Raw genomic sequence first — 19526 nt, forward strand, 5'->3', positions numbered from 1 at the left:
TCCAAGATTTTGTCCCCGGTGTATCATAAAACAAAATATTTGTTAAAAAACATTTAAATTAAATTTGGAGCTTTATGGATGCGACGCTGACCCACACCCTCACGCAGGGATCCAGCCCGGTTTTATCGGGCGAGTATTTGACTTTGCGTTTGGGCACCGAGGAATATGCGATCGACATCCGGCAGGTGCAAGAGATTCGCTCCTATGAAATGCCGACCAAGATGGTCCATTCCCCGAGCTTCGTGAAGGGCGTGATCAATCTCAGGGGTGTCATCGTGCCCATCGTCGACCTGCGTTTGAAGCTGCAACTCCCGACAGTGACCTATAACGACGCCACGGTGGTGGTGATCTTGAACATCTTGGGCAGCACCATGGGTGCCGTGGTGGACGGTGTGTCTGACGTGGTGAATTTAGAGCAAGAGTCGGTGAAGCCCGCGCCCCAATTTGATGGGGCCATGGAGGCGCCGTTCATTGTCGGACTGGTGACCTTGCAGGAGCGTTTGCTGATCGTGATGAACATAGAGACACTCATGGGCCACAGCGGCCTCGCGATATTGCCAAAAATGGTGTGAGCTGGCGCGCAGTGCGTTAAATTGCGGCTCAGCAAGCTGCTTAAACAAGAACGGAGTAAGCGATGTCCTTTGTGTTTTTGAACTCATTGCGCGGCAAGATTGTGGCCCTGGTAGGGCTCTTGGTGTTTCTGGGCTTGGCGGCACTCTCGATCACCAATGTCCAAACCGCACGCTCCCACGCATTGCGCACACTGGATAGCCAGACCGGAGCACTCGCCAAGGCCCACGCATCAGAGATCGCCGAATGGGTTGCAGGGCGTCACCAGATCGTCAAATCTTTCGGTTTTGCGGTGAATGAGCCGGATCCACTCAAATACTTGGTGCAGGCCAAGGTGGCAGGAGGTGTGGACTCTGCTTACATCGGCTTTCCTGACAAGCGCACGGCATTCTCAGAGCAGCAAAACCTCCCGCCGGACTACGACCCTACCGCCCGCCCTTGGTATCAATTGGCGGCCGCAGCGCAAGGGCCTGCACTGACTCCGCCTTATGTGGATGCAGGATCTAAGAAACTGGTGATTACCTTCTCCGCAGCGGTGCGTGAGGGTGGTGCTATCAAAGGCGTGACGTCGGTCGACGTCTTCATGGATGCCGTGGTTCGCAATGTGGCATCCATCCGCCCAACGCCAGGGACTTATGGATTTATCGCGGACAAGTCCGGAAAAATCATGGTCCATGAAGACACCGCCAAGGTCCTCAAGCCGGTGACTGACATTGCGCCTGACCTGGGCGGTGGTGCTTTGGAGGCCTTGAGCAAAGCGGGATCCGTGCGCGACGTGACAATTGCCGGCGAGCGCCGTCTGGCGTTTGCGACACCGATCGCCGGTACCGACTGGATGCTGGTGATCGCCTTGAATCGCGATGAGGCATTGAGTGGCATTTCGGCGATGGTCTGGTCGTCGATTGTGGGTGGGATCGTAATTGCTGTGATTGCGGTTGTGCTCATCAGTGGCGTGTTGACCCGCATGTTGGGGCGCTTGGTGTTGCTGAAAGATGCCATGCAAGACATTGGCTCCGGTCAAGGAGACCTTACCCGCCGTATTGAGGCGGGCGGTTCGGATGAGCTCGCGGTCATTGCCACGGGCTTCAACCAATTCGTCGAAAAAACGCAGGGTGTTTTGCGACAGGTGCGCTCCAGCGCCGATGCGGTGGCGACTGCCAGCTCGGAAATTGCCCAGGGCAATCATGACCTTAGTGCCCGTACCGAGAGCCAAGCCAGTGCCCTCGAAGAAACCGCAGCCTCGATGGAGGAGCTTGGCTCCACCGTCAAACAAAACGCAGACTCCGCCCGCCAGGCCAACCAACTGGCGATGAACGCCTCTACCGTGGCCATTCAAGGCGGTGAGGTCGTGGGCCAAGTGGTGGAAACCATGAAGGGCATCAACGAGGCCAGCCGCAGAATAGCTGACATCATCAGCGTCATTGACGGCATCGCCTTCCAAACCAACATCTTGGCCCTCAATGCCGCCGTGGAAGCTGCCCGAGCAGGAGAGCAGGGCAGAGGCTTTGCCGTGGTGGCCTCAGAGGTTCGCTCTTTGGCGGGGCGCTCTGCAGAAGCCGCCAAAGAGATCAAAACACTCATCAACGCCAGCGTCGAGCGTGTAGAGCAGGGCAGCACCTTGGTCGACAAGGCTGGTGAAACCATGACCGAAGTGGTCAGCAGCATCCGCCGGGTGACCGACATCATGGGTGAAATCAGCGCGGCCAGTAACGAGCAAAGCGCCGGGGTGAACCAGGTCGGTGAGGCGGTCACCCAGATGGACCAGGCCACGCAGCAAAACGCTGCTTTGGTGGAGCAGATGGCAGCAGCGGCTAGCAGCCTCAAGAGCCAAGCTAACGACTTGGTGCAAGTGGTGGCGGTCTTTAAGCTGGGCAATGAAGGCCACACCGGTGGCTACAGCGGAGCAAGCCATGTGGCAGCGCCAGCCAAACCGGCTGCAGTGCGCAGCAACCCTCCGCAGCAAAATAATTTTGCCGGACCGGAGCGGCGCGCCGTCACACACACTACTCAGAAGGCATCGCCCGCTAAGCCAGCGGCTGCACCAGCGGCCAAGCGGCCTCCTGCCAACGCGCCACCCGTATTGGTAGCGCATGCGCCGACCCCACCCAAAACCAGCAGCAAGGTCACCCCTGCTGGCGGGGATGATGATTGGGAAACTTTTTAAGGCGCCTGCTTGAGGGGGCTGCGGTGCTCGAGGTGCTCTAGGTACTGGGCAATGCCGTCTCCCTCGCGCTCCAAAAAGCGCTGCACGGCATCCGCAAAGGCCGGGTGTTGCAACCAGTGGGCACTGCTGGTCCGGGTGGGGAGCAGGGCGCGGGCCATTTTGTGTTCCCCTTGCGCGCCACCTTCAAACCGCTGGTAGCCGTTGGCAATACACCATGCGAGCGGTTGGTAGTAGCAGGCTTCAAAGTGGAGGCAATCCACTTGCTCCAAGGCCCCCCAATAGCGCCCGTAGGCCACACGGTGTTGGGATTCAAATGTGCCATCAGCCCCCACAGACGCTGCACCAATTGCTATCAAACTGCTAGCAATAGGCCGTCCGTTTCGCTCCGCCACAAACAAGAGCCAATGCTCTGGTAGCTGCCTAGCCATGCGCTGAAAGAAGTCTGGCGTCAGGTAAGGTGGGTTACCGTGTTCCCTGTAAGTATTGGCATAACAGCGGTAGAAAAAAGCCCAATCTTCAGGGCTGATCTCAGCGCCACGGCTGTGCCTGAACTGCACGCCGGCTTCTGCCACCTTGCGGCGTTCTTGTTTGATTTTTTTGCGCTTTTCTTGGTTCAGGCTGGCCAAAAAATCATCAAAGTTGGCATAGCCCTCCGCGCAGTTGTGCCAGTGGAATTGCACGGTGTGCCGCTGCATCCAGTGCGCGGAGTCTGTGGCTTGCAGATCAGCCTCGGAGCCGAACAACATGTGCGCAGACGAAATATGCTGGTCCGCGCACCAGCGCTGCACCGCTTGGGTTAGGGCAGCTCTGGCGTCCGTGTCCTTGGCAAGCAAACGGCTGCCGGGCACCGGCGTGAAAGGCACCGCAATCACTGCTTTGGGGTAGTAGGGCAGGCCATGCTGCTCATAAGCACTGGCCCACGCCCAGTCGAACACGTATTCCCCGTAGGAATGGTCTTTGAGGTAGACCACGCAGGCGCCTGCCAGCTCCGTGCCTTGGTGCAGGGCAAAGAAATGGGGACGCCAGCCGGTGGCAGGTGTTGCGCTGCCACTGTCATGCAAGGCTGCCAAGTAGGCGTGTCGCATAAACGGCGTAGGGTGGTTTTGGCTGAATAGCAAGGCGTCCCATGCGGACGGGTTGACCGCAGAGGGCGCTTCTGACACCCGGATGACATAATCAGCGTTACCCATTTAGCGCTCCGCGCGGCAGCCGCAAAGGGTCTGCAATGCAGGCCCGGCTGTGAACTTCCTTCTGCTGGTTCATGACTCTCAAACTGTGCGTTGCGCAACTCAATTTCATCGTCGGTGACCTGAACGGTAATGTCATAAAAATCGTCGATGCGGCCAACCGGGCTTATGCGGACGGCGCGCGCTTGCTATTGACCCCAGAGCTTTCCATCTGCGGTTACGCCGCAGAGGACCTGTTTCTGCGCCCCGCATTTATGCAGACCTGTGATGATGCCGTGAAATCGGTCGCGCAGCAGCTTGCCGGGTTAAAAGGGATGGCGGTGGTGGTGGGGCATCCAACGGGAGGCGATAGCCGCACACGTTCTGTGGCCGTGCAAAGCCGCTTCAATGCAGCTTCGGTGCTGTGCGAGGGGCAGGTCGTTGCTACCTACGCTAAGCGCGAGTTACCCAATTACCAGGTGTTCGATGAGCGCCGTTACTTCACGCCGGGTCAGGGTGTGTGTGTGTTTGAAGCGGGCGAGGGCAAAGACCGCGTCAAAGTTGGGCTGTTGATTTGCGAGGATGCCTGGTTTGAAGAACCCGCCCGCCTGGCCCAAGAGGCGGGCGCTGAGTTGCTGGCGGTCATCAACGCGTCTCCGTTCCATGTGGGCAAGGGTTACGAGCGCGAGGCCCGCATGGGCGAGCGTTGCCGGGCTACCGGTTTGCCCTTGGTCTACGCTCACCTGGTAGGTGGGCAGGACGAGGTGGTTTTTGAAGGCCACTCCTTTGCCTTGAGTGCAGACGGCTCCATCGCTGGCCGGGCGCCGAGTTTTAAAGAGAATCACTTTCTTGTGGTCTTAGATAGAGCGGGTGGTGCTATTCAATTGATAGCGTCTCTTGAGCCTGAGCGCTCCGCGGAGGCTGACCTGTGGGATGCCTTGGTGTTGGGCGTGCGCGACTACGTTGGCAAAAATGGCTTCCCCGGCGCTTTGCTGGGGCTGTCTGGTGGCATTGACTCGGCCCTGGTTTTGGCGATCGCTGTCGATGCGCTCGGGGCCGACAAGGTGCGCACAGTCATGATGCCTTCTCCGTACACCGCGGACATCAGCTGGATTGATGCCCGGGACATGGCGGCCCGTATGGGCGTGCGGTATGACGAAATTTCCATCGTGCCGGAGTTCGAGGCTTTCAAGGCCTCATTGGCGGCAGAGTTTGCCGGGCGTGCAGAAGACACGACCGAAGAGAACATCCAGGCACGCATCCGTGGGACTTTGCTGATGGCCTTGTCCAACAAATTCGGCAGTATTGTGCTGACGACGGGAAACAAGTCTGAAATGGCAACCGGCTATTGCACCTTGTACGGAGACATGGCGGGTGGTTTTGCGGTCATCAAAGACCTGGCAAAAACCACGGTGTTCAAGCTCGCGTGGTGGCGCAATGCCCATGACCCTTATGGCACCGGTCACGCACCGATTCCAGAGCGCATCATCACCCGCCCTCCCAGTGCCGAGCTGCGGCCTGACCAGAAAGACCAGGACAGTCTCCCACCCTATGAGGTGCTGGATGGCATTCTGGAGCGCTACATGGAAAATGACGAGAGCATCGAGGCGATCATTGCCGCTGGCTACCGCGTGGAAGACGTGGAGCGGGTGACTAGACTCATCAAAATTAATGAATACAAGCGCCGTCAAGCACCCGTGGGAATCCGTGTGACGCACCGCAGCTTCGGCAAAGATTGGCGTTATCCTATCACCAACCGCTTTCGGGCCTGATTTTTTAACTGGACAAGCAGATGAAACAAATTACCGCAGTCGTCAAACCTTTCAAACTAGAAGAGGTCCGTGAAGCTTTGGCTGAATGCGGCGTGACGGGTTTGACAGTGACGGAAGTCAAAGGCTTTGGTCGCCAAAAAGGTCACACCGAGCTGTACCGTGGAGCTGAGTATGTGGTCGACTTCCTGCCCAAGATGAAGGTGGAAGTGGTGGTGAAAACCGAAGATGTGGATCGCTGTGTTGATGCCATCGTGAAAGCCGCGCACACCGGTAAGATCGGCGACGGGAAGATCTTTGTCACGAGTGTAGAACGTGTGGTACGCATTCGTACCGGCGAACAGGACGAGTCCGCCGTCTAAGTTTTCAGCTCAGGTGAGGCGCAAAGCGCGCCCACAGAGCAGCTCCCCATATCGCAGCGCACAGCAACAAGGTCAGCAGCACCGCAGCGCTGCCGATATCCTTGGCCCGTTTGGACAGCGAATGCCATTCGGGGCCGACGCGATCGACAACAGACTCGACCGCCGTATTGAGCAATTCCACGACCATCACTGCCACTACGCTGGCCGCCAAAACGGCGCACTCCACCCAAGTCTGCCCGATGAAAAAAGAGGCTGGCAAAAGTACCAATGCCAAGATGCACTCTTGCCTGAAAGCGGTCTCGTTCCACCCCGCCTGCAATCCGGCCCATGAGTAGCGGGTAGCGTGGAGCACGCGGCTTAAACCCCGGCGCAGCTTCTGAGGATTTACCGCAGGATCAACAGGGGGCAGGGATGGGGCTGGCATAGATGGATGTCTTTGTATTCAGCGGCTCATGGGCGCGGAATGGACCAGGCGAGTGCCCGCCAGCACATCGTGCCAGAACTGGTTTTGGGGGTGAAAGCGACTCAAAATCGCCCAGACAGCGACCCAGCCTGTGCAGATCACCGTGATCTCTGGGCCAGACAGTTGAAATGGATACACCGCTGCCAACGGTGGCAAAAACCAGACCCAGCTCAATACGTAGCGCCCCAGTGCCCGCAGTTGGGTGATTTTTTTGCCATCGACATCCACCACGCGGATATTCCAAGTTTTCATCGCAAGGGTTTGGCCGTGCGCCCAAAACCATACAAAGTAAATACCCAGTACAAGGAACAAAAAGCCCTGGAGGGCATGGCGATTGTCCAGTGCATATCGGGTTTGGCTTAGAGTACCGAAAATGTAACCGGCCAAAAACACTACGCCGAACAACAAGATACCCTCATAAATCCAGCACGCCATGCGTCGCCAGAGTCCTGGGGTTATCGCACCATTGATCATCCCGAGCCCGTTCTGTTGTCAAAGAAGCTGCGATTGTAGGCAGCCCCGAGCTCCTAAGAGCCGCGCCTAGATCAAGCCGTTAATTTGCGCTGCTCGTTTTGGAGGCGGGGGCGAGGGGCAGGAGAGTGTTGCGATCAACGGGCTGCTGAGCAGCCAGTCGTTCACGGTGGGTTTCCGGTGAATTCCGGGTCATGGGTACAGGCGTCAACTTCTGGGGCGGAGGCGCTTTGGCGGCTACCGCTGCACCTGCTGGTTTGGCAGCCCCTTTGCGCGCTAGAGCGTCCTTTTCCTCTTGGCTTAGTGCTTGGTAGGCTTCCCAGTTGGACAGTCGATCCGCTGCAGGTGTTTTCTTTGTTTCCGCAAAATTCAATCGTGCTTGCTGCCGTTCCTTCGGTTTCAGCGCCGCCCAATCCGCCATCCGGCTGTGCAGTATTTCTTTGTCTGACGCGGACATGGCAGAAAAATTTTGCGAAAAAGCAATCCACTTCCTGCGGTGTCCGTCGGCCAAGGTGTCCCAGCTCTGTTTCAGGGGAGCCAGTGCAATTTTTTGTCCTGCACTCAAGGCGGTCCAGTTCAAATTGGTCGAAGCGGGCACGCTTGGCAGCACGGATGCGGTCTGACCGAAGGCCGGAGCGCCGATGCCGAAGCAAGTTACTAACAGACACACAGCGATCAAGCCCGTTGGTCTGAGGTCGAGATTGCTGGAGAAGTACTTCATAAAAAGTCGGGTGCTCTCTGACTTATTTTTCTTGGTTCGTACGTAAAAATTGTGCAAACCCGGGGTCGGTGTAGGCCGCCGGAGGCAAAGGATCTGTGAGTAGTTGAATATCCACATCGGCAATTTCCTGCGCGCTGAACTCGTCCTGCAAGGCGTCGATGACCAACATGCCGGCGATCAAGCCGAGCAAAGGCAACCAAGAGCCCAATTGCATCCATAGATTTTTGAATCCGGATCCCATCTGCATTCCGGCTTGCCCGGCAGATGCTAATGCCGCTTGGCTAGCTGATACTGGTTCGAGAGCAATCTTGCGTTTCGCTACCGCTTGAACACGTGCCGCTTTGAGCCGCTCTTCAATGTCGTGAGGCAGGTCTTGTGCGCCCTCATGGAGGCGCGAAGCAATTGCACGGGCCACGGCTTTCTCAATATCAGCACCTGAACGGTGCACTACAGGTTTTTTCATAGCCGGATTCCCTTTCCTCTTAACGCATTGCCCAAGGCTTGCACCGCTCGGGAACAGTGTGTTTTTACGCTGCCTTGTGAACAGCCCATCGCAGTCGCAGTTTCCGCGACGTCCATATCCTCCCAATAACGCATCAAGAACGCTTCACGTTGACGGGGCGGGAGTCGTAAAACCTCTTCTTCGATAGATCTTAGGGTTTGTGCCCGTTCTGTCTGGGTCTCCGTGCTCTCGGACTGTTCACCGCCTTGGTCGGTGACCAGAGATTCGAGTAGGTTGAAATCTTCGTCTTCAGTTCCTGATTCGAAGTCACTGAGCGTCGAAAACAATGCGCTATAGGTCTTTTGCCGGCGAAACCAATCGAGGGTGCTGTTGGATAAGATACGTTGAAACAGCATAGGCAACTCTTCCACAGGCTTGTGTCCGTAGTGCTCAGCGAGCTTCATCATGCTGTCTTGAACAATGTCCAGGGCGGACTCGTCATTGCGGACATGGTACGCCGCACGTTTGAAAGCCCGTTTTTCAACACTCTTCAAAAAGTCGGAAAGTTCTTTTTCGGTTGCCAATTGACAAGGCCATTGCTGGCAAAAAGGGGTGGCGCACCGCGCACTTGGAGCGTGCATTCGGTTGCTTCAACGCCGCAGATTATTGCACCTCAAGCTTGCCGACTCGTTGCCTTCAGAGGGATGGGGTGCCGGTAATGCCATAATGGGGGTGCAATTAAAAGGCAAACGGGTCCTGGTCCGGCGCAACATTCAATGCGCTCATGGCTTTGATCTTAAGTCCCGACGCGACTCCACAAGTGTTTGCGAAGGGGCACCCAAGGTTTTTCGTCAGAGAAATTCACAAAGGTTCATCATGGAAATTTCTAAAGCCGAAATCGCTTCGGCCGCATCCGCATCCAAATCCGCCGCTGTTCCCGAGTTGAGGGGCGCGGAAGTCCTCGTCAAAGCGCTCCAAGCCGAAAACGTCAAGTACATCTGGGGCTACCCCGGTGGTGCAGTTCTGCACATTTACGACGCTTTCTACAAGCAGGACACGATTCAACACGTTTTGGTACGCCATGAGCAAGCAGCCGTGCACGCCGCTGATGGCTACGCACGCGCTACCGGTGATGTCGGCGTGGCGCTGGTGACATCGGGGCCGGGTCTGACCAATGCAGTGACCGGTATTGCCACCGCATACATGGACAGCATCCCTATGGTGATTATTTCCGGTCAGGTGCCTACGCATGCGATCGGACTGGATGCATTCCAAGAGTGCGACACCGTTGGTATCACGCGCCCCATCGTGAAGCACAACTTCCTGGTAAAAGACGCCAAAGACATGGCGGACGTGATGAAGAAGGCCTTTCACATCGCGCGCAGCGGTCGCCCCGGCCCTGTGGTGGTGGATATCCCGAAGGACGTTTCCTTCAAGAAGGTGCCTTACCACGGCTACCCTGAGAGCGTGGAAATGCGTTCTTACAACCCGGTGCGCAAGGGCCACGGCGGTCAAATCCGTAAGGCCTTGCAACTGTTGTTGGCGGCTAAGCGTCCTTACATCTACACCGGTGGTGGTGTGTTGTTGAGCAACGCTTCCAACGAACTCCGCACTCTGGTGGACATGCTGGGCTACCCTTGCACCAACACCTTGATGGGTCTGGGTGCGTACCCGGCGAGCGACCGGAAGTTTCTCGGCATGCTGGGCATGCACGGTACCGTAGAGGCCAACAACGCCATGCAAAACTGCGATGTGCTGCTGGCTGTCGGTGCACGCTTTGACGACCGCGTGATTGGCAACCCCAAGCACTTTGCCCAGAACGAGCGTAAGATCATCCATATCGATATCGACCCATCCAGCATCTCCAAGCGGGTGAAGGTAGATATCCCGATCGTGGGCGACGTGAAAGACGTGCTGAACGAAATGATCGCGATGATTCGGGAGGGCTCCACCAAGCCTGACGCCAATGCATTGGGCGCTTGGTGGGACACGATTGAAGGCTGGCGCAAGCGCGATTGCATGAAATACAACCCCGGCAATGGGGATGTGATCAAGCCGCAGTTCGTGGTGGAAACGCTTTGGAATATGACCAAAGACGCAGATACCTACATCACCTCTGATGTGGGTCAGCACCAGATGTGGGCTGCGCAGTACTACAAGTTTGACGAGCCACGTCGCTGGATCAACTCCGGTGGACTGGGAACCATGGGCGTGGGCATTCCCTATGCCATGGGCATCAAGCTGGCCAAGCCGCAAAGCGAGGTGTTTTGTATCACCGGCGAAGGGTCGGTGCAGATGAACATCCAGGAGCTTTCCACCTGCCTGCAGTACAACACGCCGATCAAGATCTGCTCTTTGAACAACCGTTTCCTAGGGATGGTGCGTCAGTGGCAAGAGGTGGAGTACGAAGGCCGCTACAGCCACAGCTATATGGACGCATTGCCGAACTTTGTGAAGTTGGCGGAAGCCTACGGTCACGTCGGTATGCTGATTGAGCGCCCGCAAGACGTGGAACCCGCTTTGCGCGAGGCCCGCAAACTCAAGGACCGCACGGTGTTTATGGACTTCCGCACGGACCCCACTGAAAACGTGTTCCCCATGGTCCAGGCCGGCAAGGGCATCACAGAGATGCTGCTCGGGTCGGAGGATCTTTAAGCGGATTTACGTCAAATAGTGCTCTAGCGCACACCCCGTGTGCGCGAGCTGCTATCATTTTTGAAGAATCTATTGTCTGCCAAGCTGTGCGGTTACCGCCGTACGGGGAGGGCAGCGAAAAGAGGAATCGGTACTTATGAAACACATCATTGCAGTTTTGCTAGAGAACGAGCCCGGAGCCTTGTCGCGTGTCGTGGGCTTGTTTTCGGCCCGTGGCTACAACATTGAATCTCTGACCGTGGCCCCCACGGAAGATCCGAGCTTGTCGCGCATGACGATCCAGACCCATGGTTCGGACGACGTGATAGAACAAATCACCAAGCACCTAAACCGCCTGATTGAAGTGGTTAAGGTGGTGGACCTGACTGAAGGGGCCTATATCGAGCGTGAGCTCATGATGGTGAAGGTGCGTGCGGTAGGCAAGGAGCGCGAAGAGATGAAACGCATGGCGGACATCTTCCGTGGCCGCATCATCGATGTGACTGAAAAGAGTTACACCATCGAACTCACAGGTGATCAATCCAAGAATGATGCGTTCCTGGAAGCCATCGAGCGCACCGCCATCCTGGAAACGGTGCGAACCGGGTCCAGCGGCATCGGTCGCGGCGAGCGCATTCTGCGGGTTTGATGAAGGTTTTCCTGTGTGCGCTTCGGCTGGCTCAACACACAGGGATTGTTTGGCGACAGTGTTTACCGTTCGCCCCGAGCTTAGGTAGTTTTTGCAACAGGGCGCTTTTCGCCAATATTTATTTCGGAGAGAAAAATGAGAGTTTTTTACGACAAGGATTGTGACCTGAGCCTGATCAAGGGCAAGACAGTTGCCATCATCGGTTACGGCAGCCAAGGCCATGCACACGCGCAAAACTTGAACGACAGCGGCGTGAAGGTCGTGGTCGGTCTGCGCAAGGGCGGAGCTTCCTGGGACAAAGTCGGCAAAGCCGGCTTGACCGTGATGGAAGTGAACGATGCGGTCAAGGCGGCTGACGTTGTCATGATCTTGTTGCCCGATGAGCAAATCGGCGAGGTGTACACCAACAACGTCGCTCCTAACATCAAGCAAGGCGCTTCTTTGGCCTTTGCCCACGGCTTCAACGTGCACTACAACCAAGTCGTGCCCCGCGCCGATCTGGACGTCTGGATGGTGGCTCCCAAGGCTCCCGGCCACACTGTGCGCAACACCTACACCCAAGGTGGCGGCGTGCCTCACTTGGTCGCTGTGCACCAGGACAAGTCCGGCAAAGCACGTGACCTAGCTCTGAGCTACGCGATGGCCAACGGTGGCGGCAAGGCCGGCATCATTGAGACCAACTTCAAGGAAGAAACTGAAACCGACTTGTTCGGTGAGCAGGCTGTCTTGTGTGGTGGCGCAGTTGAGCTGATCAAGATGGGTTACGAGACCCTGGTGGAAGCCGGCTACGCACCTGAAATGGCGTACTTCGAGTGCTTGCACGAACTGAAGCTGATCGTGGACCTGATCTACGAAGGCGGCATTGCCAACATGAACTACTCCATCTCCAACAATGCGGAGTTCGGTGAATACGTGACAGGCCCTGAAGTCATCAACGAAGAATCCCGCAAGGCCATGCGCAACGCTTTGAAGCGCATCCAGAACGGTGACTACGCCAAGATGTTCATCCAGGAAGGCCGTTTGAACTACCCAAGCATGACCGCACGTCGTCGCAACACTGCTGATCATTCGATCGAAGTGGTGGGTGCGCAATTGCGCGCCATGATGCCTTGGATCGCCAAGAACAAGCTGGTCGACCAGACCCGCAACTAAGCCGCCATGGCTTAACGCAAAAGGCCACCTCGGTGGCCTTTTGCTTTTGGGGTTCTTCTATGGATGGATCGCGCACTGCCTTACACTGCGTGCCGGACTTTGTTCCGGTTGTTTTGGAACGTATTGGGCCTCAAAGGCCCTCCCTGGAGATGGCATGCATGATGGAATAGAAACCCAAGGTTCGACCGGTAATGGCGGCGGTGTTAAAAACCGGCGCAAAGGCATCTATGTGCTGCCGAACCTGTTTACTTTGGCCGCTTTGTTCGGTGGCTTTTACGCCATTGTCATGGCGATGAATGGGCGCTTTGATCTTGCTGCTGCAGGTATTTTTTGCGCGATGGTGCTCGACAGCTTGGACGGCCGTGTTGCCCGGATGACCAATACCCAGAGCGCTTTTGGTGAGCAAATGGATTCGCTCTCCGACATGGTGTCTTTCGGCGCTGCACCTGCGTTGATTTCCTATGAGTGGGCGTTGCGGGGGCTGGGGCGTTGGGGGTGGTTTGCGGCCTTTGTGTATTGCGCTTGCGCGGCACTCCGTTTGGCCCGCTTCAATGTCAACACGACGGTCGTGGACAAGCGTTACTTTCAGGGCCTGCCGTCTCCAGCAGCTGCAGCGTTGGTAGCGGGTTTTATTTGGGTTGCTACAGATCAAGGTATTTCGGGCCCATCGGTGGCTTGGCCGGTATTCGCATTGGCTTTGTATGCGGGCCTGACCATGGTGACCAATGTTCCGTTTTACAGTTTCAAAGATGTGCAAATGAAACGCAGTGTTCCATTTGTCGTGATTGTTTTGATTGCTCTGGGCATTGCGGTGATCAATATCCACCCGCCGATTGTGATGTTCGGCGTATTCGTGGTGTACGGATTTAGCGGGTACGTGGTGTATCTGGTGCGTCGCGCTCGTGGTGTACGAACCAGCGTGATCAGCACCTCGACCGACGAGCCTGAAGAGCGCGGCTTGCATCGATAAACAGAGGGGAATTTCCATGTCTGACAAACTGATTATTTTTGACACCACTTTGCGCGATGGCGAACAGTCGCCTGGCGCCTCCATGACCCGTGACGAAAAGCTCCGTATTGCCCGTCAGCTGGAACGCTTGCGCGCGGGACGTGATCGAGGCTGGATTTGCTGCAAGTTCGAACGGCGATTTTGAGGCAGTGCAGCTGATTGCCAACTCGATCAAGGATTCCACCGTGTGCTCGCTGTCGCGTGCAAACGACCGTGATATTTCCCGAGCTGCCGAGGCGCTCAAGGGCGCCAACAGCGCACGAATCCACACCTTTATTGCGACCTCTGCACTGCACATGGAGAAAAAGCTCCGCATGTCGCCTGAGCAAGTGCTGGAACAGGCCAAACAGTCTGTGCGCTTCGCTCGCAACTTGGTCGCTGATATCGAGTTCAGCCCGGAAGATGGTTACCGCAGCGACCCTGACTTTTTGTGTCGCGTTCTCGAAGCGGTGATTGCTGAGGGGGCCACCACCATCAACGTGCCCGATACGGTCGGTTATGCGGTGCCTGAGCTGTATGGCAACTTTATCAAATCATTGCGCGAACGCATTCCCAACTCCGACAAAGCTATCTGGTCAGTGCACTGCCACAACGACTTGGGTATGGCGGTCGCCAACTCCTTGGCTGGGGTGAAGATTGGAGGAGCTCGTCAGGTGGAATGCACCGTGAATGGCTTGGGTGAGCGGGCCGGAAATTGCAGTCTGGAAGAGATTGTGATGGCCGTGAAGACTCGTAAAGATTATTTCGGACTGGAGCTGGGGATTGATGCAACGCACATCCTCGCAGCAAGCCGCATGGTGAGTCAGACCACTGGCTTTGTGGTGCAGTCCAATAAAGCAGTGGTCGGTGCCAATGCGTTTGCCCATGCCTCTGGAATTCACCAAGACGGCGTTTTGAAGGCCCGTGATACCTATGAAATCATGCGTGCGGAAGATGTGGGCTGGACGGCCAACAAAATCGTGCTGGGCAAGCTCAGCGGCCGCAATGCTTTCAAACAACGTCTGCAGGAGTTGGGGGTCCAACTCGGCAGCGAGACTGAGATCAACGCAGCGTTTTCCCGCTTCAAAGAACTGGCTGATCGTAAAAGCGAAATTTTTGACGAGGACATCCTTGCACTGGTTGGCGACGAGAGTGTGTCGTCGGAGATCGAGCAGTATGGGTTCGTCTCACTGTCACAGCACAGCGAGACAGGTGAGCGGCCCCAGGCCACGATTGTGTTTACCTCTGGTGGCAAAGAGATGAAGGGCGCGTCTGACGGCAATGGACCCGTCGATGCGTCGCTGAAAGCGATCGAGTCTCTGGTGCAAAGCGGGGCTGAGATGGTCTTGTACTCGGTGAACGCGATCAGCGGGTCGACGGAAAGTCAAGGCGAAGTGACAGTACGACTGCAAAACAGCGGTCGTGTGGTCAACGGAGTCGGGTCTGACCCGGACATCGTGGTGGCGTCGGCGAAAGCTTACTTGAGTGCTTTGAATAAGCTGCAAAGCAAGTCAGACCGTGTTGCGGCACAGGGGTGAGCGAGTTAAGTTGAAAATAGTTGAGGTTCAGCGCGCAAGTATTTGATCTATTTGAAGTTTTTTGATTAAACTGGCGGGGAACACTATAAAAAACGTCTGCAAATGAATTGCAGGCGTTTTTTTCAAAGGAACTATGTTGAAACGCATCTTTATTCAACTCAGCGCCGCAGGTCTTATGGCTTCCGTGCTGCTACTTCCTTTCTCAGCACTTGCCACGACGCAGAGCAAGAAAGTTACTGCCAAAACTTCGCAAGTGAAGGCTTCGCAAAGCAAAAAGGCGGCAGTCAAGGCGGTACGCAAACAAAAGGCGGTTCCCGCTACCAAGCGGGTCTCAACCAAAAAGCCTGTAGCCAAAAATATCAAAAAGGCCGTAGTCGCCGTCGCTCCAAAACCTTCTTACGGTCAGCTCGCAGGCTTGCATGGCAAGCAAGACGCTTTGGACTTGAAGTCGAGCGTCGCCTTCGTGGTGGACCAGGATACCAAGGAAGTGCTTTTCAGTAAAAACGAGAACGCAGTACTTCCGATCGCGTCGATCACCAAATTGATGACCGGAGTGCTCATTAGCGAAGCACGACTTCCGATGGAAGAGTCCATTGAAATTACCCAAGCTGATGTGGATACCGAGAAAGGCAGCTCCTCGCGTTTGCGCGTAGGCACTGAATTGTCACGCGGTGAGCTACTTCACCTCGCATTGATGGCGAGTGAAAACCGAGCTGCGCATGCACTGGGCAGGACCTACCCTGGTGGCTTGCAGCATTTTGTCAACTTGATGAACCGCAAAGCCAAGCTATTGGGCATGGCAGATACTCAGTATGTGGAGCCCACAGGCCTGAGCAGCCGCAATCAGTCCAGCGCCAAGGATTTGGCTACTCTGGTGAGTTATGCCTACAGCGACCAGACTTTGCGTGAACTGTCCACCTCAACCGGCTATCAAGTTGAAGTGGGTAACCGTACCTTGCAGTACAACAATACCAATCGCTTGGTGAAAAACCCTGCGTGGGAAATCGGGCTGCAGAAGACCGGCTACATCGCTGAAGCAGGGCAGTGTTTGGTGATGCAAGCAAAAATATCAGGCCGAAAACTCATCATGGTTTTTCTGGACTCTGCGGGTAAGCTGACGCGAATTGCTGACGCGGAACGTGTGCGCAAGTGGGTGGAAACAGGGCACCCAGTCGCTACGAAAGGTTCGCCGCTCGCCCTCAAAGGATTCGATAGTCGTATTGCGACGAACTGATAACAAAAAAGCCTGCTCTTGCAGGCTTTTATCTTTGGGGGGATCTAAACCCCAGTGTCTCCGAGATGTGTCGCGCGGTCTCTTTGAGTTTGGGTAGCCAGTCGTCTTCCAAGCGACCGGAAGGCGCAGAAATGGACAGGCCCGCGATCAGCTTGCCTTGATCGTCGTAAATGCCTGCAGCCATGCAGCGGACGCCAAGTTCGAGTTCTTCATTGTCACTTGCCTGGCCATACTGACGGACCTTGGAGAGCTCGCGCTCCAACACGTCCAAGTCGGTGATGCTGTTTTTGGTGTGGCCTTGCAGTCCTGTTCTGGTGGCATAAGAACGAATGCGCAGCGGATCATCAGCGGCCAAGAACAATTTGCCAACGGAGGTGAGGTGTAGCGGTGCACGTCCGCCAATCGCCCTGACAACCTGCATGCCGCTACGTTCACTGTAGGCACGCTCGACATAGATGATTTCATCGCCCTGGCGCATGCTCAGGTTGACGGGCTGCTGGATTAACTTGTGCAGCTCGCGCATAGGGCCCAGCGCTGCGTCGCGGACGTTCAGGCGAGCCTTCACAAGATTCCCCAGCTCCAACAGGCGCATCCCGAGTCGGTAGCTCCCTGATTGGGGGCGATCGACAAACCGCCCGGACACCAGGTCATTCAAGATCCGGTGCGTTGTAGAGGGATGCAGACCAGCGCGTTCACTGATCTCTTTCAGTGGGATCGCCTCTTCTCTGGAAGCGAGAACGTCAATCAACGTGAACATGCGCTCCAGCACTTGAACTGCGGGGGCGGATTGGGGGTCGTGTTCTTTTTTAGTCATGGTGCTTCGTGGCCGATGTTAACCCGTCAAAGCCCTTACACCTGTGGGTTCAATGGCCCTGTTGCATTCCAGTTGCCATTAACCAGAATTTCATGCGGTTTGAAGTTGGCCTTGTATTGCATCTTCGGACTGCTCGTAATCCAAAAGCCCAAGTAAACATAGGGCAGCCCAAGCTGTTTGGCCTGCTCAAGCTGCCACAGCACATTGAAGGTTCCATAGCTTGCACCTTCATCGGGTGCAAAAAATGTGTACACCGCGGATAGGCCGTTGTCGAGGACATCCAAAATGGACACCATTTTGAGTGCACCCAAACTTTGCTCGCTGTCTGTCGCTTCACGAAACTCAACCAGGCGGGAGTTCACGCGACTCTGCAGCAGAAACTGCACATACTGATCGATGCTGTCCTCATCCATGCCGCCTCCGGCATGTCTGGCGAGTTGGTAGCGCAGATAGAGGTCGTAGTGTTCTCTCGAAAATCCGAGGTTCAGTACGCGGGCCTGCAAGTTGGCGTGCTGTCTTGCCGCTCTCTTTTGGCTCTTGTTGGCGCGGAATTGTTCCACCGGAATGCGTAGCGGGGTACAGGCCTGGCAGCCGTCACAGTAAGGGCGGTAGGTGAACATGCCGCTGCGCCGGAAGCCCTTCTCTACGAGGCTGGAGTAGGTTGCCGTGTCAATGATGTGGCTGGGCGTGGCGACTTGGGAGCGGGCTTGTCGGTCCGAGAGGTAACTGCAGTCGTACGGCGCAGTGGCATAAAACTGCAGTGTTTGGATGGGGAGATCCGTCAGATCGGTCATGGCAGTGTTTCGCAAGCTGACTACAAGTAATTCCAGTATAGGCGGTCAAAGTCCCACTGGATGGGCGGCTTCGGTATGGCAGAGTCGAGGCACTGTTGGAACGCTTTTTTGTCGATCGGCCGTGCGCCCATGAAGGCCAGATGTGAGGTGACCTGCTGGCAATCAATCCATGCGACCTTGTGGTGGCGGGCAATCGCCACTAACGCAGCCAAAGCCAGTTTGGATGCGTCGGTTCGCCTTGCAAACATCGATTCGCCAAACACGGCGTGACCAATGCAGACGCAGTACAAGCCGCCGACCAATTCACCGTCTTGCCAGGTCTCGATGCTGTGTGCATGCCCTGCATGGTGAAAGCGCAGATATGCTGCCCGGATTTCCGGCAGTATCCATGTGCCGTTTTGTCCATCGCGAGGGGTCACGGAGCAGGCTTCAATGACTTTTTCGAAAGAGCTGTCCACCCGTATTTCACAGCCCGGGGTGTCTCGGAAATGTCGGATGGTTTTCTTGAGTGACCTGTGGAGCCGGAACTCATCCACCCACAATGTCATTCGCGGGCTTGTGCTCCACCAAAGTGTGGGCTGGCCTTCGCTGTACCAGGGAAAAATGCCATTCGAGTAGGCGCGGAGCAATGTCGCGGGCTCTAGGTCACCTCCGGCTGCGAGCAAGCCCGGGGCCGGCGAGTCGTCTCCCCAAGCTGCATAGGTACTCGGAAATGATTCGCCGGGTTCCAACCAGGGCAGCAGGGGTGACGATGTGGGCATGGAAGGGAGGTGCAAAAAAACGATGACGAAGCTGGAAACAGCGGTTTTATCGGGTTAGAATACCAGCTGTCGGGGTGTAGCGCAGCCTGGTAGCGCATCTGCTTTGGGAGCAGAGGGTCGCGAGTTCGAATCCCGCCGCCCCGACCACTTTTAAAAAATCAAAGGCTCCGAAGTTTTAACGCTTTGGGGCCTTTGTCCTTTGTGCCCGTAGCTCAGTCGGATAGAGCAACAGCCTTCTAAGCTGTGGGTCGGGGGTTCGATCCCCTCCGGGCACGCCAACAAATTACAACGGCTGTTTCACTGCCCTTCGACCGCGACAACTGGCTGTCGGGGAGGAAATGCTGCTGCGTCCGCCCTTACTCCATCTAAGTGTTCAATCCTAGGGCTCGGCCGTACAAGATCTCAGAGAGTTCAGCGGCTGTGCTGGCCAAACTGATTTGTACTTCTTCACAAGATTTGAGCGCTGGTTCGCAATTTCCATCATCACGGTTCAAACAAGATGCAATGCCCGTCCTCCCATCGGAAATGGATGGAGTGACCGTATTTTGTTTCGTCATGACTGCAGAGGGTCTGGAAAATTCTTTTTGGACAAACCCTCAAGGTAGATGCGGCAAAGACTCACGTCTAATATTCTTGCTTGAAACACCAGCCTTCATTGGTTTCATCGGTGGCAGTGTCCAGTGCGGGCCTCACGAGGTGATCGTGACTGCCACTTTGCTGCCAATTTGGCAGATGGCAATGAGTTTTGGCAGATTTGGCAAAGTCTGATTCGTAGGAGAAATCGAGTGGGAATACTAAGTTGTTGATTTAATTCGGGATTTTTAATCTATGGGA

Annotated in this window: 19 protein-coding genes, 2 tRNA genes and 1 pseudogene; 13 read left to right on the forward strand and 9 right to left on the reverse strand. The window is 55.9% G+C overall.

Translation table 11 applies throughout. The features are described from left to right. Positions 1–74: 74 nt before the first annotated feature. Together U5L73_RS09160 and U5L73_RS09165 are read left to right on the forward strand one after the other, a co-directional pair. Positions 75–572: a chemotaxis protein CheW gene (locus tag U5L73_RS09160; protein WP_322562085.1), complete on the forward strand. Its 498-nt coding sequence runs from the start codon at positions 75–77 to the stop codon at positions 570–572. Between the two features lie 62 nt (positions 573–634). Next, complete coding sequence (locus tag U5L73_RS09165; protein ID WP_322562086.1) at positions 635–2734, forward strand: methyl-accepting chemotaxis protein; 2100 nt, start codon at positions 635–637, stop codon at positions 2732–2734. Here U5L73_RS09165 and U5L73_RS09170 read toward each other — a convergent pair. Next, a complete protein-coding gene (locus U5L73_RS09170) occupies positions 2731–3924 on the reverse strand; it encodes a GNAT family N-acetyltransferase (RefSeq protein WP_322562087.1) in 1194 nt (397 codons plus the stop codon). The two genes, U5L73_RS09165 and U5L73_RS09170, sit on opposite strands and share 4 nt — an antisense overlap. Positions 3925–3995: 71 nt before the next feature. Between U5L73_RS09170 and U5L73_RS09175 the strand changes: the two genes are divergently transcribed. Further along, positions 3996–5672, forward strand: a complete 1677-nt coding sequence (locus U5L73_RS09175; RefSeq protein ID WP_322562088.1) for an NAD+ synthase — start codon at positions 3996–3998, stop codon at positions 5670–5672. Positions 5673–5692: 20 nt separating this feature from the next. After that, positions 5693–6031 carry a P-II family nitrogen regulator gene (locus U5L73_RS09180; RefSeq protein ID WP_296508564.1) on the forward strand — a complete coding sequence of 113 codons (339 nt, stop codon included), beginning with the start codon at positions 5693–5695 and terminating at the stop codon, positions 6029–6031. A gap of 4 nt (positions 6032–6035) precedes the next feature. Here the strand turns inward: U5L73_RS09180 and U5L73_RS09185 are convergent, their stop codons facing one another. The 5 genes from U5L73_RS09185 to U5L73_RS09205 form a co-directional block, all read right to left on the reverse strand. After that, the gene (locus U5L73_RS09185; RefSeq protein ID WP_322562089.1) at positions 6036–6455 is read right to left on the reverse strand and encodes a diacylglycerol kinase; all 420 of its coding nucleotides are present in this window, start codon (positions 6453–6455) and stop codon (positions 6036–6038) included. 18 nt (positions 6456–6473) lie between these two features. Then, on the reverse strand, positions 6474–6968 hold the full coding sequence (locus U5L73_RS09190) for an RDD family protein (protein ID WP_322562090.1): 495 nt from the start codon (positions 6966–6968) through the stop codon (positions 6474–6476). 79 nt (positions 6969–7047) lie between these two features. Then, the gene (locus U5L73_RS09195) at positions 7048–7686 is read right to left on the reverse strand and encodes a DUF3106 domain-containing protein (protein WP_322562091.1); all 639 of its coding nucleotides are present in this window, start codon (positions 7684–7686) and stop codon (positions 7048–7050) included. A 22-nt stretch (positions 7687–7708) separates the two neighbouring features. Continuing rightward, the gene (locus tag U5L73_RS09200) at positions 7709–8149 is read right to left on the reverse strand and encodes a DUF3619 family protein (protein ID WP_322562092.1); all 441 of its coding nucleotides are present in this window, start codon (positions 8147–8149) and stop codon (positions 7709–7711) included. Then, positions 8146–8712 carry an RNA polymerase sigma factor gene (locus U5L73_RS09205; protein WP_313875861.1) on the reverse strand — a complete coding sequence of 189 codons (567 nt, stop codon included), beginning with the start codon at positions 8710–8712 and terminating at the stop codon, positions 8146–8148. The genes U5L73_RS09200 and U5L73_RS09205 overlap by 4 nt, the downstream gene beginning before the upstream one ends. 292 nt (positions 8713–9004) lie before the next feature. Between U5L73_RS09205 and U5L73_RS09210 the strand changes: the two genes are divergently transcribed. The 6 genes and pseudogenes from U5L73_RS09210 (at position 9005) to U5L73_RS09235 (ending at position 16323) form a co-directional block, all read left to right on the forward strand. Next, positions 9005–10783 carry an acetolactate synthase 3 catalytic subunit gene (locus U5L73_RS09210; RefSeq protein WP_322562093.1) on the forward strand — a complete coding sequence of 593 codons (1779 nt, stop codon included), beginning with the start codon at positions 9005–9007 and terminating at the stop codon, positions 10781–10783. Between the two features lie 136 nt (positions 10784–10919). Continuing rightward, entirely contained in the window at positions 10920–11411 is a 492-nt protein-coding gene (gene ilvN, locus U5L73_RS09215) for an acetolactate synthase small subunit (RefSeq protein WP_296508555.1), read from the forward strand. A gap of 135 nt (positions 11412–11546) precedes the next feature. Then, a complete protein-coding gene (gene ilvC / locus U5L73_RS09220; protein WP_322562094.1) occupies positions 11547–12563 on the forward strand; it encodes a ketol-acid reductoisomerase in 1017 nt (338 codons plus the stop codon). Positions 12564–12717: 154 nt separating this feature from the next. Next, positions 12718–13533: a CDP-diacylglycerol--serine O-phosphatidyltransferase gene (pssA, locus tag U5L73_RS09225; RefSeq protein ID WP_313880916.1), complete on the forward strand. Its 816-nt coding sequence runs from the start codon at positions 12718–12720 to the stop codon at positions 13531–13533. Positions 13534–13549: 16 nt separating this feature from the next. Then, positions 13550–15089: pseudogene (locus tag U5L73_RS09230) on the forward strand (2-isopropylmalate synthase). Between the two features lie 133 nt (positions 15090–15222). Further along, a complete protein-coding gene (locus tag U5L73_RS09235; protein WP_322562095.1) occupies positions 15223–16323 on the forward strand; it encodes a serine hydrolase in 1101 nt (366 codons plus the stop codon). Between the two features lie 28 nt (positions 16324–16351). On the opposite strand, the gene U5L73_RS09240 is transcribed toward U5L73_RS09235, so the two are convergent. From U5L73_RS09240 to aat, 3 genes are read right to left on the reverse strand one after another with little or no spacing between them, the layout of a single operon-like run. Beyond that, positions 16352–17137 (reverse strand): IclR family transcriptional regulator, encoded by a 786-nt coding sequence (locus U5L73_RS09240; RefSeq protein ID WP_313875866.1) that lies wholly within the window; start codon positions 17135–17137, stop codon positions 16352–16354. Positions 17138–17172: 35 nt separating this feature from the next. Beyond that, complete coding sequence (locus U5L73_RS09245; RefSeq protein ID WP_322562096.1) at positions 17173–17931, reverse strand: arginyltransferase; 759 nt, start codon at positions 17929–17931, stop codon at positions 17173–17175. Between the two features lie 20 nt (positions 17932–17951). Next, positions 17952–18692, reverse strand: a complete 741-nt coding sequence (gene aat / locus U5L73_RS09250; protein ID WP_322562097.1) for a leucyl/phenylalanyl-tRNA--protein transferase — start codon at positions 18690–18692, stop codon at positions 17952–17954. Between the two features lie 70 nt (positions 18693–18762). Between aat and U5L73_RS09255 the strand changes: the two genes are divergently transcribed. From U5L73_RS09255 to U5L73_RS09265, 3 genes are all read left to right on the forward strand, one after another. Further along, a tRNA-Pro gene (locus U5L73_RS09255) sits at positions 18763–18839 on the forward strand. A gap of 54 nt (positions 18840–18893) precedes the next feature. Then, positions 18894–18970, forward strand: a tRNA-Arg gene (locus tag U5L73_RS09260). A 142-nt stretch (positions 18971–19112) separates the two neighbouring features. Beyond that, positions 19113–19460, forward strand: coding sequence for a hypothetical protein (locus U5L73_RS09265; RefSeq protein ID WP_322562098.1), 348 nt, complete (start codon positions 19113–19115; stop codon positions 19458–19460). Positions 19461–19526 lie beyond the last annotated feature (66 nt).

The sequence above is a fragment of the Rhodoferax sp. genome (genome assembly GCF_034520025.1).
Taxonomy (GTDB): domain Bacteria; phylum Pseudomonadota; class Gammaproteobacteria; order Burkholderiales; family Burkholderiaceae_C; genus Allorhodoferax.

Coding starts and splice junctions, on each gene's coding strand:
- U5L73_RS09210 (WP_322562093.1), top strand. CDS start 9,005: ATGGAAATTTCTAAAGCCGAAATCGCTTCGGCCGCATCCGCATCCAAA.
- U5L73_RS09175 (WP_322562088.1), top strand. CDS start 3,996: ATGACTCTCAAACTGTGCGTTGCGCAACTCAATTTCATCGTCGGTGAC.
- U5L73_RS09190 (WP_322562090.1), bottom strand. CDS start 6,968: ATGATCAATGGTGCGATAACCCCAGGACTCTGGCGACGCATGGCGTGC.
- pssA (WP_313880916.1), top strand. CDS start 12,718: ATGCATGATGGAATAGAAACCCAAGGTTCGACCGGTAATGGCGGCGGT.
- U5L73_RS09165 (WP_322562086.1), top strand. CDS start 635: ATGTCCTTTGTGTTTTTGAACTCATTGCGCGGCAAGATTGTGGCCCTG.
- ilvN (WP_296508555.1), top strand. CDS start 10,920: ATGAAACACATCATTGCAGTTTTGCTAGAGAACGAGCCCGGAGCCTTG.
- U5L73_RS09170 (WP_322562087.1), bottom strand. CDS start 3,924: ATGGGTAACGCTGATTATGTCATCCGGGTGTCAGAAGCGCCCTCTGCG.
- U5L73_RS09160 (WP_322562085.1), top strand. CDS start 75: ATGGATGCGACGCTGACCCACACCCTCACGCAGGGATCCAGCCCGGTT.
- U5L73_RS09180 (WP_296508564.1), top strand. CDS start 5,693: ATGAAACAAATTACCGCAGTCGTCAAACCTTTCAAACTAGAAGAGGTC.
- aat (WP_322562097.1), bottom strand. CDS start 18,692: ATGCCCACATCGTCACCCCTGCTGCCCTGGTTGGAACCCGGCGAATCA.
- U5L73_RS09185 (WP_322562089.1), bottom strand. CDS start 6,455: ATGCCAGCCCCATCCCTGCCCCCTGTTGATCCTGCGGTAAATCCTCAG.
- U5L73_RS09195 (WP_322562091.1), bottom strand. CDS start 7,686: ATGAAGTACTTCTCCAGCAATCTCGACCTCAGACCAACGGGCTTGATC.
- U5L73_RS09200 (WP_322562092.1), bottom strand. CDS start 8,149: ATGAAAAAACCTGTAGTGCACCGTTCAGGTGCTGATATTGAGAAAGCC.
- ilvC (WP_322562094.1), top strand. CDS start 11,547: ATGAGAGTTTTTTACGACAAGGATTGTGACCTGAGCCTGATCAAGGGC.
- U5L73_RS09235 (WP_322562095.1), top strand. CDS start 15,223: ATGTTGAAACGCATCTTTATTCAACTCAGCGCCGCAGGTCTTATGGCT.
- U5L73_RS09245 (WP_322562096.1), bottom strand. CDS start 17,931: ATGACCGATCTGACGGATCTCCCCATCCAAACACTGCAGTTTTATGCC.
- U5L73_RS09240 (WP_313875866.1), bottom strand. CDS start 17,137: ATGACTAAAAAAGAACACGACCCCCAATCCGCCCCCGCAGTTCAAGTG.